The organism is bacterium, from assembly GCA_028820935.1.
Taxonomy (GTDB): domain Bacteria; phylum Actinomycetota; class Acidimicrobiia; order Spongiisociales; family Spongiisociaceae; genus Spongiisocius.
Genome location: JAPPHZ010000035.1, coordinates 112535 through 127547 on the forward strand (window position 1 = coordinate 112535; position 15013 = coordinate 127547).

Consider the following 15013-nt stretch of genomic DNA (forward strand, 5'->3'; position numbering starts at 1 on the left):
CCACCATCCGGACAAGCCCGCCGGAGCCGTGGGATGCGGGGTGTGCCCGCTTCGATGTCAGCGGCCGCCTACGGCAGCGGGCACGCCGGAGGTGGTGGCGGCGTCCAGGGAGTCCCGGGCGTGGTACGAGGACCGCACCAGCGGGCCCGACTCGATGTGGGCCAGACCGGCCCGCCGGCCGAAGTCGGCGTACTCGGCGAATTCGTCGGGGTGGACGTAACGGTCCACCGGGCGGTGCCTAACGGTGGGCCGCAGGTACTGACCCACCGTGACCACGTCCACGCCGACCGCCCTGAGGTCGGCGATAGCTCCCAGAACCTCGTCGCGGACCTCGCCCATCCCCACGATCAATCCCGACTTCACCACACCGTCCGGTCGGTACCACTTCGCCCGGGCCAGGAGCGCCAGGGAGCGTCCGTACGAGGCGGCGGTCCTCACCTCGCGCTGGAGCCGGAGCACGGTCTCGGTGTTGTGGTTCAGCACCGCCGGCCCCGCTTCCATGACCCGCTCCAGGTCCGCCCTGACCCCCTTGAAGTCGGGAATCAGCACCTCCACGTCGCACTCCGGCACCCGATTGCGCACCTCCTGTACGGTCCTGGCGAAGACGGTCGAGCCGCCGTCGGGTAGGTCGTCGCGGTTGACGGACGTGATCACGGCGTGGCGGAGACCCATCGCCGCTATGGCCTCGGCCACCCGGACCGGTTCCTGAAGGTCGAGTCCTTGAGGGCGGCCCGTGGTGACGTCGCAGAAACCACATGCCCGGGTGCAGACACCACCCAGGATCATGATGGTGGCGGCGCCCTCGCTCCAGCACTCGTAGATGTTGGGGCAGCCTGCTTCCTCGCAAACCGTGTGGAGGTCGAGTTCCCGCATCAGCCTTCCCAGTTGCCGGTATTCCGGCCCCAGGCGGGCGGTCACCTTCATCCACGGCGCCCGGGGCGGCTCGCCCGCCAACCGCTTGCCGATCGTCACCGGCACGGATGCCCGACCCTTGGGGGCGAAGGTCCCCTCGGCGAGGAGCCGGTCCACCTCGAAGGTTCTGGGCCGGCCCTGCCCCCGGGTGAAGGCGCCCAGTTGGAGGTCGTTCTGCTCGTAACCGAACACCTCCACGAAGCGCGGGACAAGCAACTCCACGGCCTCCTCGATCGAGATCCTCCTGCCCAGCAACTCCGCCAGGGACGTGACGGGCCGGTCGGTGATGCCGCACGGGTGCATGTGGCCGAAGTAGCTCATGTCGGGATCGACGTTCAGGGCGAAGCCATGCATGGTGACGCCGCGAGCCACGCGGACCCCGATTGCGGCCACCTTCCCGCGGTCGGTCCACACTCCGGTGTACCCGGCATCCCGCCAGGCCTCCAGGCCGAGGTCGGACATCGTGCGGATCAGCACCTCCTCCACGGCCCGCACGTAGGGGACGATCTTGCGCAGGTCGGCCAGGGCCAGGATGGGATAGCCGACCAGCTGGCCGGGGCCGTGGTAGGTGATGTCGCCTCCACGGTCGATGTCGAAACGCTGCGCGCCGATCCCCGCCAGGCGATCCTCGGGTAGGAGGAGGTGGGAGCCGTCGCCATTCCGACCCACGGTGTAGACGTGGGAGTGTTCCTGCAGGAGCAGGTAGTCCGATCCGGCCCGGCCGGTCTGCCTACCTTCCCAGAAGGCGCGCTGCAGGTCCCAGGCCTCGTCGTAGGCGAGACGGCCCAACCATCGGGTGCGCAACCGGGTCGGGTCGGCGGCTACCCGGAACTGCCCATCCGAGTCGACCGGGAGCGGGACCGGTTCCGGTGGTCGTGGTCTGTCTAGGTCAGTTGCTGTTCCCAATCCCAGGTCTCCAGGTTGTCCTTGATCCGGCGGAGGAATAGGACCGCGACGGCGCCGTCGAAGGCTCGATGATCCCATGACAGGCCGAGGTAACCCAGTGGCCTGATGGCGATGGCGTCCGCGCCATCGGGCGTGGTGACCACCTTGGGTCGCTTGGCGATCCCGTCGGTCGAGAGGATGGCCACGTTGGGAACGTTGATGACCGGCGCCGACATGAACGATCCGTAGGGTCCCGGATTGGTGATCGTGAACGTACTGGCGGATACGTCATCCGGACCCACCCGACCGCCGCGTGCCCGCACCGCCAGGTCACGGACCTTCCTGGCAAGGGCCCTCAGCGAGTAGTCATCCGCCTTCGGGATGGTGACCACCATCAGGCCGTCCTGGTTGAGGTCGACTGCAATCCCGAGGTTGACATCCTGGTGGAAGGTGGCTGTACGACCCTCCTGGTCGAAAGAGCTGTTGACGACCGGGAAGGCCCGGAGGGCTTCCATCGTGGCGCGGGCGATGAAGGGCAGGTAGGTGAGCGAGAACCCTTCCTGCTGCCGGAAGGACTCGCGATGGGCTTGGCGCACCCTCTCCACCCGCTCGTAGTCGACCTCCATGGATGTCCACACGTGGGCGGCAGTTCGAAGCGAGGCGACCATGTTGTCGGCGATGCGCACCCGCAGGCGGCTGAGCTTGACTGGCTCGTCCATCGGGGGTCCGGGATCGGCCGGTTCGGGTCCGGTAGGCACCGGCGCCGGGGCCGGTTCGGGTGCGGGAGCGGTGGGGGCCGGGGCCGGTTCGGGCGCCGCCTTGATGCTCTCTATGTAGGCGAGTACATCGTTGCGTGTCACCCGGCCGTCGCGTCCGGTGCCCTTGATGACGCTCGGATCGATGTCGTGCTCCCGAGCCAGTCGGCGAACCACCGGCGACAGGAACTTGCGGGGTGCGGGCCGACCGGGCACCGCCGATGTGGTTGCCGGCGCTGGAGCCGGCGGCGGTGGGGGCGCCTCCTCTTCCTCCGCCCGGGGCGCTTCGGCCTCCGCAGGAGCGGCGGCCGGGACGCCCTCGTCGGCCGAGGCGATGACCACCATGGCCGTGCCGACCTCGATCGTCTCGCCCTCGCCCACCAGTATCTCGCTGACCACACCCGCCACCGGTGACGGAACTTCCGTGTCGACCTTGTCGGTGGAGATCTCCACTATGGCCTCGTCGCGGGCGATGGAATCGCCCACCTGCTTCATCCACCGGAGCACGGTGCCCTCCGTTACCGTCTCGCCCAACTGCGGCATGGACACTGTGGTTGGCATGTTTCTCACCTCTCCAGGGGTCGGGGCCTCATCGGCGGACTCAGTGAAGGGGACGACCCGCCGAGGACAGCAAGGTCTCTCCTATCGCCTCGCTCAGGGTGGGATGGGCATGTATGAACGCCGCCACCTCCTCCGGCAGGGCCTCCCAGCCCACCGCGTACATCAGCTCGTGGATCATCTCGCCGGCCTGCGGTCCGACCACGGTGGCACCCACGATAGGCCCGTCGACCTCGTTCACGATCCTCACGAATCCCTGGTTCCTCCCGATGATGCGGGCTCGACCCACGCCCACGAAGGAGTGGTCGTGCTCCTCCACTGCGATACCCGCGGCAGCCGCATCGACCGAAGTGATTCCCACGGAGGCAACCTCGGGATGGGTGTAGACCACGTTGGGAAGGGCCCGGTAATCGACCGGACTGGGCGTTCCGGTGGCGATGAACGTGATGGCTGCCATGGCCTCGGCGAAGGCGCCATGCGCGAGGCCGGGGGTGCCGGCCACGATGTCGCCGACCGCGAACACGCCCGGCTCGGCAGTCTGCATTGTCTCCAGGTCGGTGATGACGAAGCCCCGGTCGGTCTCTGCCCGGACCGTATCCAGCCCCAGGTTCTCGGTCACCGGCCGGCGCCCCACGGCCACCAGCACCGTATCCACCTCGACTCCCGACCCGGCGGCGCCGGTTCCGCCCAGGAGGACAGGACGGTCGCCGGAGTTGTCTAGCGTCGCGGCGGCCTCCAGGAAGAACTTCACCCGCCTGCGCCTCAGCTGCTTCTGGAGCTCGCGGGCGGCGGCCGGCTCGAAGCCGGGAATGATCTGGTCCAGCATCTCGAAGACCACCACCTCGCTCCCGACGTCGGCCAGCAGGCTGGCGAATTCGCAACCCACGATCCCGCCCCCGATGATCCCCACCCGATCGGGCCGCTCGGTCCAGTCGAGCGCATGGTCTGAGCTGACGATCCTCTCGCCGTCATAAGGGAAGCCCGGAAGCTCGATCGGCACCGAGCCGGTGGCGAGGATCACCGCCCGGCCCTCGAGCACCCGGGTGGCTCCGTCGTGATCGACCTCGACCCTTCCCGGTCCGGCCAGCCGGCCCGTGCCCTTGACGACCTCGACCTTCCGCATCCTGAGCAGCCCGGACAGGCCCCTCACCAGGCCGTTCACGATCCGGTCCTTGCGCGCCAGCGCCTTGGGCCAGTCGAAGGAGGTCTCCCCCGTCACCACTCCGAACTCCCCGGCGGAACGAACCGTCGAGTACACCTCGGCGGACTGGAGCCAACTCTTGGCCGGTATGCAGCCCCGCAGCAGGCAGGTGCCGCCTAGCTCATCCTTCTCGACCAGAGCCACCGAGAGACCGAAGTTGTGGGCGTACAGGGCGGCGCCGTAGCCGCCGGGGCCGCCGCCGATCACGATTACGTCATACACCGATGCGTTTCTCCGATTCGCCAAGGGATGCGAGTGGCCTGCCGGCAAGACAACCTGGTGTCATTCCACAGACAGACCACCAGCCTAGTTCGGGCTGAGAGATGCAAACCTCTACCCTCCCGGCATGCCTACCAGGTACCTGATCATCGCGGCGCTGATCACCGCCATGGTGATACTGGTGGGGGTGGGCGCCTGGTTCCTACTCGGAATCCTCTAGTTGCTAGTTGCTAGTAGATAGTTATCGTATACGTCAGTAACTGGCGACTAGAAGACTAGGGACTACGAAAACCTCGATTGCGGGCCTCGGCCAAGGTGTCAGGGCCGAAGCTCTGGATCAGGTTGCGGCCTAGCAGGTCGTCGTTCCCGAGCCTGGCCTCGAGCCGGGCGAGCTGGTCGCCATCGTCGCAGTCGTAGACGATCATCGTGTCCCTGGCGCCGATGAATCGGCTCTTCTCGAACCGGGACAGGCGGGAGGATGCCCCACCGGACACTCAGGCCCCTCTCCCGGTAGCCACCTCGGCTCCGCACATCGGGCAGGGCGCCACGCTCACATCGCCGACGATGAAGCTGAAACCGCACTCGGCTTCCGGGCATCTCGCCCTCCGGGAGGGAGCCTCGGGTGGAGGGGCCGGAGGCACCATGTCCTGGGGCCGGGGTCCGGGACCAGGACCACCTCCGCCGGCGCCGCGCACCTCGTTGGTGACCCCGCAGGCCGGACAGGCATAGCGGCCCGGCGCCATGACCTCGAACCCTGTGCCGCACCGACCGCAGCGCGCCCTCATACAGGTTCCCCTTCCTCGACCGGTTCTCCCATTGCTCCTATGCCCGCCAGGTACGCGGCCTCTACGGCCAGCACCGCGGCTATGTCGGACCGGGAGTAATCGTATCCGCTTGCGGCCAGCTTGGCACGGATGTACTCGATGGCGCTGCCCTCGCCCCCGGCCACCACCCGCAAGCCTTTCCGCCGGCGGGCGGGAACCGCGAGACCTTGAAGGTAGTGGACCGACCACTCGATGATGTGCTGCGCTCCCGCCGGCCGGATCCGGTCCAGTACCTCCGGGTCGAGATGTTCCGCCGCGAAGTCGATGGCGTCGTTGATGACGTAGACCGGTTGACGCTCTGCCCCGTCACCCCTGCGCAGGACCAGGACGGCCACCGACAAGGCGGCCAGGGCCAGGAGGAGGAGTAGCGCCACCCCGAGCGCGATGACGGGAACGGATGGCATGACCGGATCCTAGGACAGTTTCTAGTCCCGAGTCGCTAGTTCTGGCTGGCGGTGTGCTGGACATCACCAACAATGTCTACCAACTACCAACTACCTCCTCCGGAATGGGGAACCCGGTCCAGGAGGTCGTTTCGAACGTGTCCAGGTCCGAGCCCAGCAGGCCGCCTTCCGACACGGTGAAGAGCGTGTCGCCCACCACCAGGGAGCGGAGGATCGGCCAGGGCCCCCAGAAGCGGAGCTCGTCCTCGGGGACGCCGGGCACCTTGGGCTCGTGCTCGACAGTGGCCAGTTGCCGGATGCCTCCGGCGCCGACCGAGAGCACGAAAGCCCCCGCGAAGTAGTCCCAGTAGTCCGACTGGTCGTCGTACTTCCACCAGCCCACCGGCATCACGGCCATGTCCTTCGGCGCCCAGTACAGAAAGGCGCGGTGGTCCCACTCCACGTCCGAATAGGAGTCCTCCACCGTGAACTGATGGATGCGAAGCGGGTTGGCCAGATCGGAGACATCGAACACCGACACCTGGGTGCCCAGCGTCCAACCCCGTTCGTCGGCATCCTGACCGATTCCCAGCAGGAGCCCGTCGCCGATCGGGTGCAGGTAGGCGGAGTAGCCGAGGATCTTGAGCTCACCCACCACCCGGGGGTTCTCGGGGTCGGACAGGTCGACGGTGTAGAGCGGATCGGTCTGGCGGAAGGTGACTATGTAGCCGATCTCGCCGATGAACCGGACGGCGAAGATGCGCTCGCCCTGCCCGAGACCTCCCACGGATCCGACGATCCGTAGCTGCCGGCCATCCCTGGCCAGAACGTCCACCCGGCTCACCGATGGCCGGTTCTCACGGACCCACCAGCTCCACGAAGGGTCATCTGTGGAGGCCACCCGCAGGTACCCGTCGTACTCCGACATGGCGAACTGGTTCAGGAGGAACCCGTCCACCGATCCGCTCGCCAGGTATTCGGGGCCGCCCGAGCCCCCGATGTCGAATTGATGGATGTGGGTGCTGATGGTTTCAGCCTCCCTGATCGCCTTCTCCTCGTCGAGGGCAGCCCAGTCGGCCCAGCGCTGGGTGGCGACGTATAGGTTGGTTGACGACGCGTACACCGTGTCGCCTCCCGACATCACGGTTGACACCGCCTCCGTGCCGATCCCGCCGGCGAGGTCGAAGCTCAGCACGGACAGGAAGTCGAACCCCGAGAACTCCTCGGGTGCGTATGACGAGGCACAGTCGATGAACAGGCCCCGTGAGATGCCGCCCGGGCCCTCGAGCACGTAACCGGGCGCCCAGTCCTCCAGGGTCGATTCCGCGATGGTCATCCGGTTGGCCATCTCGGCCCTGGCCTCGGCCGACCGCGATGCGGGATAGACGAACGGGAGTCGTTCGTGGGGCCGGGAGGAGAGGACCAGGCTGGCCCGCTCGCCTACCAGCCGGGCCGATACGTACCTGCCCTCCACCGTGAGGGTGCCGGTCACTGTCATCTTCCCGGGGTCGGCCAGATCGACCTGCACCACCTGGGTGAGGTCGCCTTCCGGTCCATAGCCGCCGGCCATCAGCAGGGCGGTGCCTTCGCCGAGGAACATCTGGAAACTGTGGAACCTGCCGAGACTCTCGTCCTTGCCCTGCTGGGATTCCCAGGACCAGAGATCGAGCGTCCCCACCAGTTCAGGACTGCCTGACGAGACGTCGATGTAGTGGAGCATGCCATGGGCCACGACGAGGATCCGGCTTCCGTCGGTCTTGACGAGGTCCGGCTCGTCGACGCCGATCTCCTGGACGTTGGTGGTCGAGTAGTCGACGCCGGCTTGCGGGGCCGAGGCGACGCTGTCGGCCGCGGCGGGCTCAGCGCTTTCCTCCATGATCTCGAAATCTGCCTCTTCCACGATGAACGGCTCGGGGTAACGGCCGCCGTCGAGGCCGTAGGGCCCTACCCGTTCCAGCGCCTGCGTCTTGACGTGGCCGATGAACGCATCGCACGAGTCGAACTCCACCAGGGCCGAGGCGAAGAGACCGACCACGGGGTCGGCAGCCGTGCCGGAGACCGTGGAACCGGTGGTAGCGACGGTGGGGCCGGTGGTGGAATCCGTGGAGCCGGCGGTGGGAGCCGTGGTGACGGTGTTTGCAGGTACCGTCCCGCCGGTCGTGGTGATCGCCACCGGTCCCGCGGTAGTCACCGTCGAGTCCGGCGCGCAGGCGCCGACGAGGAGTGCCATGGCGACCAGCCAGCCTGCGTGCTTTCTCATGTTCGGCTCCTTCCAGCAATGATTCTTATGGACGATTCGTCTCTATGACGTACCGGGAGCGCCCTTCGGTTCCCGACCCCTCAGCCGGGCGGGTACCCTTGGGGGCGCACCGCTTCCTCATCAGGAGATCCACGCATTGACCGACCCGGGCCCTTTGCTGGCCGTAGATGACCTGCACGCGTCCGTCGACGGGGAACCCATCCTGCGCGGCGTCAACCTCACCGCCCGTAGGGGCGAGATCCACGCCATCATGGGGCCGAACGGCTCTGGGAAGTCCACCCTGGCCAAGGTTCTGATGGGACATCCCGGGTACGAGGTCACCTCCGGAACGGTCTCCTTCAAGGGGGAAGACATAACGGAGGCCGATCCCCCCACCCGGGCCAACATGGGGATGTTTCTCGCCTTCCAGTATCCGGAGGAGATCCCCGGCGTATCGGTGGTCAACTTCCTTCGCACCGCGCTGAGCAACCGGACCGGCGTCGATTACACCGTGCTGGAGTTGCGGTTGCGGGTAATGGACGCGATGGAGTCGCTCGGCATGGACGCCAGCTTCGCCGACCGCTACGTGAACCAGGGCTTCTCCGGGGGCGAGCGCAAGCGCAACGAGGTGCTGCAGATGGCCGTCCTCGAGCCGGAACTGGCCATCATGGACGAGACCGACTCCGGACTGGACATCGATGCCCTTGGGGTGGTGGCCGAAGGGGTGAACCGCCTGGCAGGGCCCGAGCGCGGGTTCCTCGTCATAACCCACTACCAGCGGCTACTCGACTACGTCACTCCCGACCATGTTCACGTGCTGGTTGATGGCCGGATCGTGAGGTCCGGCGGGGCCGGCTTGGCCCGTCAGCTGGAGGAGGAAGGATACGAAGCCTTCCGAGCCGTCCCGGCGCCATGATCGACACCGACGCGATACGCAGCGACTTTCCGATCCTGGAGCGCAGGATCAACGGCCGCAGGATGGCCTTCCTCGACTCTGCGGCAAGCTCGCAGAAGCCCGTGCAGGTACTCGATGCGATGGCGGACATCTACCGCAACTCCTATGCCAACGTCCATCGGGGCGCCTACACCCTCTCCCACGAGGCCACCGAAGCCTACGAGGAGGCCCGCCACAAGGTGGCCGTCTTCCTGAACGCCACCTGCGACGAGGAGATCATCTTCACCCGTAGCGCCACCGCGGCGATGAACCTGTTCGCTTACGGATGGGGCCTCAACAACCTCCGGTCGGGGGATCGGATCCTGACCAGCGTGATGGAGCACCACGCCAATATCGTGCCCTGGCACATCATCGCCCGCCACACCGGGGCGGAGCTGCGCTACATGGAGTTGACCGACGGTTTCCGGCTCGATCTGGAAGGTGCTCGCGACCGGTTCGACGATCGGGTCAAGGTGGTGGCGGTATCGGGGATGTCCAACGTGTTGGGCACCATGCCACCGGTGGGCGAGATCGCCCGCCTGGCTCACGAGGTAGGGGCGGTGCTCCTGGTCGACGGCGCCCAGCTGGTTCCTCACGCTCCGGTGGACGTCCGGACTCTCGGGGCCGACTTCCTGGGATTCTCGGGCCACAAGATGCTCGGGCCGACCGGCATCGGGGTCCTGTGGGGTCGGAGGACGCTGCTGGAGAACATGGAGCCGGCCGAGGGTGGGGGCGAGATGATCCGTGATGTCCGGCTGCACGAGTCGGACTGGGCGGAGGTGCCCCACAAATTCGAGGCCGGCACCCCACCGTTCGTGGAGGCGATCGGCTTGGGCGCGGCGGTGGACTACCTGTCCGCCGTCGGGATGGACAACGTTCTCCAACACGACCGGGAACTCACCGGCTACGCGCTGGAGCGGCTTGCGGAGGTCCCCGGCCTTACCGTTCAAGGCCCGGCCGACACCGTTGACAGGGGTGGCGCGATCAGCTTCGACCTGGCCGGCATCCACGCCCATGACGTCGCCACCATCCTCGACCAGGAGGGAGTGGCGGTGCGGGCCGGGCACCACTGCGCCAAGCCGTTGCTCCGGAGCCTGGGCCTGGCGGCCTCGACCCGGGCATCGTTCTACGTCTATAACGTGCCCGAGGACGTGGACGCCCTGGTGGACGCTCTTGGCGTGGCCCGGCGCATATTCGGACTCGACAGCCTTTGAGGGACCGGGAGTGCCGGAGGCGAGCGGTCCCGTAGTGTCCACGAACCGCCTGCGCTCTCCAGGAGGGGACCGAAAAGTGTCCAGTTGCCAGGTATCACGCAATGGAACCCCAGGTCAAGGTATCGCGGGCCAACCCATTCCCGTCTTCTTCAGCACCCTCCTATGGTTGGACGCTCATGGCGCTTGAAGATCTCTACCGCGAGGTGATCCTCGACCACTACCGGAACCCCCGTAACCGGCAGGCCCTCGGAAGGGCCAACGCGGTCGCCGACGGCAACAATCCGCTGTGCGGCGACGACGTCCGGGTCGAATTGCTGATCGAGGGGGGCGAGGTCACCGCGATCGGGGTAACCGGTCACGGATGTTCGATATCGCAGGCCTCGGGATCGATGATGGGTGACGCGGTCAAGGGCCGGAGCATCGAGACGATCCGGATCCTCACCGGACGGTTCAAGGGCATGATGAGCATCGACGGCGCCGGTGATCCCGGGCTCGATCCGAACCGGCCCGGCGCGGTGCTGGGTGATCTGGAAGCACTCCAGGGTGTTCGCAAGTTCCCGGTCCGGATCAAGTGCGCCAACCTGCCCTGGACCACTCTGGAAGAGGCCATCAATAACTTTGTTGCTAGCACATAGCAACTAGAGGATGCCGCCTTCGGTCATCCGCTTGATGTCCAGCACCTGATCCAGCTCCTCCGCCTCCATCAGACCCATGTCGAGCACCACGTCACGGATGGTACGGCCGGAGGCGTATGCCTCCTTGGCCACCTTGGCGCCCATGTCGTAGCCGATCCGGGGGTTGAGGGCGGTGACCACCGCCAGATTGCTCTCCGCCAGCCGGCGAGCCCGTGCCGCATCCGCCTCGATGCCGTCGACGCAGCGCTCCCGGAGATTGGACGCGGCGCTGGACAGCAGCCCGATCGACTCCAGGAGGTTGTGGGCCATCATCGGCATCATCACGTTGAGCTCGAAGTTGCCGTTGGCGCCTCCCCAGGCGATGGCCGAGTCGTTTCCGATCACCTGCGCGGCAACCTGGCACACCATCTCGGGAATGACCGGATTGACCTTTCCCGGCATGATCGAGGAACCCGGCTGGAGGGCGGGAAGCCTGATCTCGCCGAGACCCGTGCGGGGTCCGGACGCCAACCAGCGGAGGTCGTTGGCGATCTTGAACAGGGACACCGCGACGGTCTTCAGGGCGCCTGAAGCCATCACGACCGCATCCTTACCGGCCTGGGCTTCGAAGTGGTTGGCGGCCTCCCGGAGAGGGTAACCGGTCCTCCTCGCCATCAGCCCGATGACCGAAGCCGCGAACCCGTGCGGCGCGTTGATCCCCGTGCCGACGGCCGTGCCTCCCAGGGCGAGTTCGTCAAGGTCGGGCAGCACCCCAACCAGGCGCTCCACGCCCTTGGCCACCTGCGCCGCGTACGAGGAGAACTCCTGGCCGAGCGTCACCGGCGTGGCGTCCATCAGATGGGTGCGGCCCGACTTGACCACGTCCCCGAAGTCGGCGGACCGCTCCTCCAGTGATCGAGCCAGCGCCTCCAGGGCCGGCAACAAGTCCTCGCGAATGGCGGCGGCAGCCGCCACGTGCATGGCGGTGGGGATCACATCGTTCGAGGACTGGCCGAAGTTCACGTGATCGTTCGGATGGACCGAACGGTCCCCGATGGACCCTCCGAGCAACTGCGCGGCCCGGTTGGCGATGACCTCGTTGGCGTTGGTGTTGGTGGAGGTACCCGACCCGGTCTGGAAGACGTCGAGCACGAACTGGTCGTCCAAGAGGCCGGACATGACCTCATCGGCCGCCTGCGACACGGCCGCGGCGGTTCCGGCCGGTAGATGACCGTCCGCGCCCGCCACCTGCGCGGCCGAGCCCTTGATCAGACCGAGCGCCCAGATGAACCAGCGGCCGAACCTACGGTCGGAGATGGGGAAATTCTCGACCGCTCGCCGGGTCGAGGCGCCGTAGAGAGCATCCGAAGGGATCTCCACCTCCCCCATGGAGTCCTTCTCGATCCGGAAGCGCACCAACCCCTCACCTTCGTGACCTCGACCCGCGCCCTTGCGGCAGGCATGGCGAGTGTACCCGGCTCGGCATTCCGGTCAGGACAGTCGGACAGACCCCGATGGCGGCGAACAGTGGGTCTACAGGCCCAGGCGCTCCATCCGGTCGGGATACCGCTGCCAGTCCTTCTCGACCTTCACCCTGAGATCCAGAAACACCCGCCGCCCCAACGCCTCCTCCAGTTCGCGCCGCGCCGCGGTGCCGGCGTCGCGCAGGTTGGCACCTCCCGCCCCCACAACGATCCCCTTCTGGGACTCCCGCTCCACGTATATGACCGCCTCGATACGGGTCAGGCCATCCTCCCGGACCTCGATCCCCTCGGTCTTGACGGCTACCGAGTGGGGTAATTCCTGCCGGAGCCCGGGTAACAACTTCTCACGCACCGTCTCGGCGATCAGAACCTCGTCCGGCCGGTCGCTCACCACATCGGGTGGATACAGGGCCGGACCTTCCGGTAGGCGGGGAATCAGCTCGGCCACCACCCTCTCCATGCCGTCGCCCTCGAGAGCCGAGACCGGGATGTAGGCGCCGAAGTCCCACAGTGCCGCCTCGCCCAGCCGCTCCGCCACGCGACCCTTGCGAGCCGCGTCCACCTTGTTGACGATCAGGATCACTTGCTCCGGTTCCACCGAATCGAGGAGGTGTTCTGCGATGCGGCGGTCTCCGGGGCCCACCCGGGCGGTGGCGTCGATGACGAACACCGTGCAGTCGGCGTCGGTCAGGGTCCGGTATGCGGTCGAGTTGAGCCGCTCGCCCAGGGCGGTCCGGGGGCGATGGAGCCCGGGCGTGTCCACGAAAACGATCTGGGCGGCGGGGTCTTCCACCGTCAGAACACCCCGGACGCTCAATCGGGTGGTTTGCGGACGCCGGGACGTGATGGTGACCTTCTGGCCGACCAGGCTGTTGATCAACGTCGACTTGCCTACGTTGGGCCGCCCCACGACCGCGACGAATCCGGAACGCACGCCGACCTCAGCCCCAATTATTCATGGATGGGGGTTTGTGCGGATGAGGGTGATGGGTGCTCCGTGTTCCTAATCCGGGTCGGTGTGCTGGGCACATGAATAATCAGGGCTAGGGAGCGGTGTTACCCACCCGGTGGACCAGCACGCGCTCCACCCGCCGACCCTGGACCCGGTCGGCGACCAGCACCGCCTCACCCATCTCGAAGCGTTCCCCCACTATGGGAACCCGGCCGGCCAGCCCCAGCACCAGGCCCCCCACCGTGTCCCACTCATCGTCGGGAAGATCGGCGCCCAGGACCCGGTTGAGGTCGTCCACCGACAACCGGGCGGCCACCAGGAAGCCGCCGTCATCCAGAGGCTGCACCATGGGAGCCTCGGTGTCGTACTCGTCGACGATCTCGCCGACCAGCTCCTCGATCAGGTCCTCGATGGTGACCAGCCCGGCGGTCCCGCCGAACTCGTCCACGGCGATAGCGATGTGGATCTGGCGCGACTGCATCTCCCGCAGCAGGTCGCGCACCGGCTTGGACTCGGGTACGAAGTACGGGTCGCGGGAGAGTTCGGTGACGGGCTCCGGATCCCGTGAGGCCGCCACCCGGCCCAACAAATCCTTGGCATAGACCATCCCGACGATGTCGTCAGTCCCCTTGCCGGTGACAGGCACCCGCGAGTAGCCGCAGTCCAGGATGAGATCCAGGGCCTCGGTGGTGGTGCTGGCGGCGCCGAGCGTCACCATGTCCGTCCGTGGCACCATCACCTCGCGCACGATGGCATCGGAGAACTCCAGGACCGAGGAGATCATGCGGATCTCCTCTTGATCGGACGGGTCGTGGTCGCCGTTGGCCTCGGCCAGGGCCGGGGCGATGTCCTCCTCGTCCTCGATCAGGTCCCCCGCCCGCCCGCCGATCGAGATGGCCAGTCGCAACAGCCTGGCCATCCGGTATGCGATGCGGTGGGGTCGCTTCCGGCCGGCCGAGCGGGGCCACAGATCTCCGAGCAGCACGATCATCACGGCCGCCAGGACCAGCGCCATCACCAGCCGCGAACCGCTCAGCGTGGTACCCGTAGCCCAGGCCGCCGATAGGGCGGCGCTCACCAGGAGGGTGGTGTGTATAAGGGAGATGGCCGGCCGTATGCGGGGACGGTCCTCCAGCAGGCCCGCCACGATCCCGGCGCCCTCCCGGCCATCCGCGGCGTCGTGCAGGGCATCGGCGCGAGGCGTGCGGACCAGCGACTCGCCCGCCGCCCGGAGTGCCGCCGCCAGCGCGAGCACCGCCACCGCCGCCGCCCAGGCCAGCCAGTTCATCGTCGCTCCATTCCGATCGCCGCCAGAAGGTGCCGCTCCCGCGATTCCATATGTTCCGCCTCCGAGTCCGACTCGTGGTCGTAACCGATCAGATGCAGCAACCCGTGGGTGACCATGAGCGCCATCTCCTCCTCGTACGCCATGCCGAGGCGCCGCGCCTGGCCGCGGACGTAACCGGGAGCGACGATCACATCGCCCAGCGCGTACGGAACGCCTGCACCGGTCCGGGCGGCGCTCTCCCGGTGACCCACCCCGGGGGGCGCTAGAGGGAGCGCCAGCACGTCGGTGGGCCCGTCCCTGCCCAGGAACCGCTGATTGTGTGCCGCCATGTCATCATCGGTAACGAGCATGATCCCCACCTCGGTGGACGGCGGCATGTCCTCGTTCTCGAGCACGACCTCGGCCAAGACGCGGAGGGCATCCGCGTCCACCGGCAGGTCCTGACGGTTCGACAGGTGAATCTCCACGGGCTAGTGGTCTCCCTGCGAAACAACCAGGCGTGCTATGGCGGTCATCGGCGCCCCTCGCTGCGTTCCGCTTCCTTGACGTAC

14 protein-coding genes are annotated in these 15013 nt (G+C 67.2%); 3 read left to right on the forward strand and 11 right to left on the reverse strand.

Features of this window, described 5'->3' with window-relative positions; all coding sequences use genetic code 11:
• Nucleotides 1–57: 57 nt before the first annotated feature.
• The 7 genes from lipA to OXM57_10270 form a co-directional block, all read right to left on the reverse strand.
• Nucleotides 58–1896 carry a lipoyl synthase gene (gene lipA, locus OXM57_10240; GenBank protein MDE0353055.1) on the reverse strand — a complete coding sequence of 613 codons (1839 nt, stop codon included), beginning with the start codon at nucleotides 1894–1896 and terminating at the stop codon, nucleotides 58–60.
• Entirely contained in the window at nucleotides 1797–3113 is a 1317-nt protein-coding gene (locus tag OXM57_10245; protein MDE0353056.1) for a dihydrolipoamide acetyltransferase family protein, read from the reverse strand. The genes lipA and OXM57_10245 overlap by 100 nt, the downstream gene beginning before the upstream one ends.
• Nucleotides 3114–3153: 40 nt before the next feature.
• The gene (gene lpdA, locus OXM57_10250) at nucleotides 3154–4533 is read right to left on the reverse strand and encodes a dihydrolipoyl dehydrogenase (GenBank protein MDE0353057.1); all 1380 of its coding nucleotides are present in this window, start codon (nucleotides 4531–4533) and stop codon (nucleotides 3154–3156) included.
• A 272-nt stretch (nucleotides 4534–4805) separates the two neighbouring features.
• A complete protein-coding gene (locus OXM57_10255) occupies nucleotides 4806–5024 on the reverse strand; it encodes a hypothetical protein (protein ID MDE0353058.1) in 219 nt (72 codons plus the stop codon).
• Nucleotides 5025–5315, reverse strand: coding sequence for a hypothetical protein (locus OXM57_10260; protein MDE0353059.1), 291 nt, complete (start codon nucleotides 5313–5315; stop codon nucleotides 5025–5027).
• A complete protein-coding gene (locus tag OXM57_10265; GenBank protein ID MDE0353060.1) occupies nucleotides 5312–5758 on the reverse strand; it encodes a hypothetical protein in 447 nt (148 codons plus the stop codon). The genes OXM57_10260 and OXM57_10265 overlap by 4 nt, the downstream gene beginning before the upstream one ends.
• Nucleotides 5759–5834: 76 nt before the next feature.
• Entirely contained in the window at nucleotides 5835–7997 is a 2163-nt protein-coding gene (locus OXM57_10270; protein MDE0353061.1) for a beta-propeller domain-containing protein, read from the reverse strand.
• A 136-nt stretch (nucleotides 7998–8133) separates the two neighbouring features.
• On the opposite strand from OXM57_10270, the gene sufC reads away from it, so the two are divergent.
• The 3 genes from sufC (at nucleotide 8134) to OXM57_10285 (ending at nucleotide 10759) form a co-directional block, all read left to right on the forward strand.
• Nucleotides 8134–8892 carry a Fe-S cluster assembly ATPase SufC gene (sufC, locus tag OXM57_10275; GenBank protein ID MDE0353062.1) on the forward strand — a complete coding sequence of 253 codons (759 nt, stop codon included), beginning with the start codon at nucleotides 8134–8136 and terminating at the stop codon, nucleotides 8890–8892.
• A complete protein-coding gene (locus tag OXM57_10280; protein MDE0353063.1) occupies nucleotides 8889–10124 on the forward strand; it encodes a cysteine desulfurase in 1236 nt (411 codons plus the stop codon). The genes sufC and OXM57_10280 overlap by 4 nt, the downstream gene beginning before the upstream one ends.
• A 176-nt stretch (nucleotides 10125–10300) precedes the next feature.
• Nucleotides 10301–10759: an SUF system NifU family Fe-S cluster assembly protein gene (locus OXM57_10285; GenBank protein MDE0353064.1), complete on the forward strand. Its 459-nt coding sequence runs from the start codon at nucleotides 10301–10303 to the stop codon at nucleotides 10757–10759.
• Nucleotides 10760–10762: 3 nt separating this feature from the next.
• On the opposite strand, the gene OXM57_10290 is transcribed toward OXM57_10285, so the two are convergent.
• The 4 genes from OXM57_10290 to ybeY all read right to left on the reverse strand — a co-directional run bounded on the left by OXM57_10290 (nucleotide 10763) and on the right by ybeY (nucleotide 14929).
• Nucleotides 10763–12157, reverse strand: a complete 1395-nt coding sequence (locus OXM57_10290; protein ID MDE0353065.1) for a class II fumarate hydratase — start codon at nucleotides 12155–12157, stop codon at nucleotides 10763–10765.
• A gap of 114 nt (nucleotides 12158–12271) precedes the next feature.
• Nucleotides 12272–13156, reverse strand: coding sequence for a GTPase Era (gene era / locus OXM57_10295; protein MDE0353066.1), 885 nt, complete (start codon nucleotides 13154–13156; stop codon nucleotides 12272–12274).
• 109 nt (nucleotides 13157–13265) lie between these two features.
• Nucleotides 13266–14462 carry a hemolysin family protein gene (locus OXM57_10300; GenBank protein ID MDE0353067.1) on the reverse strand — a complete coding sequence of 399 codons (1197 nt, stop codon included), beginning with the start codon at nucleotides 14460–14462 and terminating at the stop codon, nucleotides 13266–13268.
• Entirely contained in the window at nucleotides 14459–14929 is a 471-nt protein-coding gene (gene ybeY, locus OXM57_10305) for an rRNA maturation RNase YbeY (GenBank protein ID MDE0353068.1), read from the reverse strand. Before ybeY ends, OXM57_10300 begins: the two co-directional genes overlap by 4 nt.
• Nucleotides 14930–15013 lie beyond the last annotated feature (84 nt).

Coding starts and splice junctions, on each gene's coding strand:
- lipA (MDE0353055.1), bottom strand. CDS start 1,896: ATGGGATCATCGAGCCTTCGACGGCGCCGTCGCGGTCCTATTCCTCCG.
- OXM57_10245 (MDE0353056.1), bottom strand. CDS start 3,113: ATGCCAACCACAGTGTCCATGCCGCAGTTGGGCGAGACGGTAACGGAG.
- OXM57_10260 (MDE0353059.1), bottom strand. CDS start 5,315: ATGAGGGCGCGCTGCGGTCGGTGCGGCACAGGGTTCGAGGTCATGGCG.
- OXM57_10265 (MDE0353060.1), bottom strand. CDS start 5,758: ATGCCATCCGTTCCCGTCATCGCGCTCGGGGTGGCGCTACTCCTCCTC.
- OXM57_10270 (MDE0353061.1), bottom strand. CDS start 7,997: ATGAGAAAGCACGCAGGCTGGCTGGTCGCCATGGCACTCCTCGTCGGC.
- OXM57_10280 (MDE0353063.1), top strand. CDS start 8,889: ATGATCGACACCGACGCGATACGCAGCGACTTTCCGATCCTGGAGCGC.
- OXM57_10285 (MDE0353064.1), top strand. CDS start 10,301: ATGGCGCTTGAAGATCTCTACCGCGAGGTGATCCTCGACCACTACCGG.
- OXM57_10300 (MDE0353067.1), bottom strand. CDS start 14,462: ATGAACTGGCTGGCCTGGGCGGCGGCGGTGGCGGTGCTCGCGCTGGCG.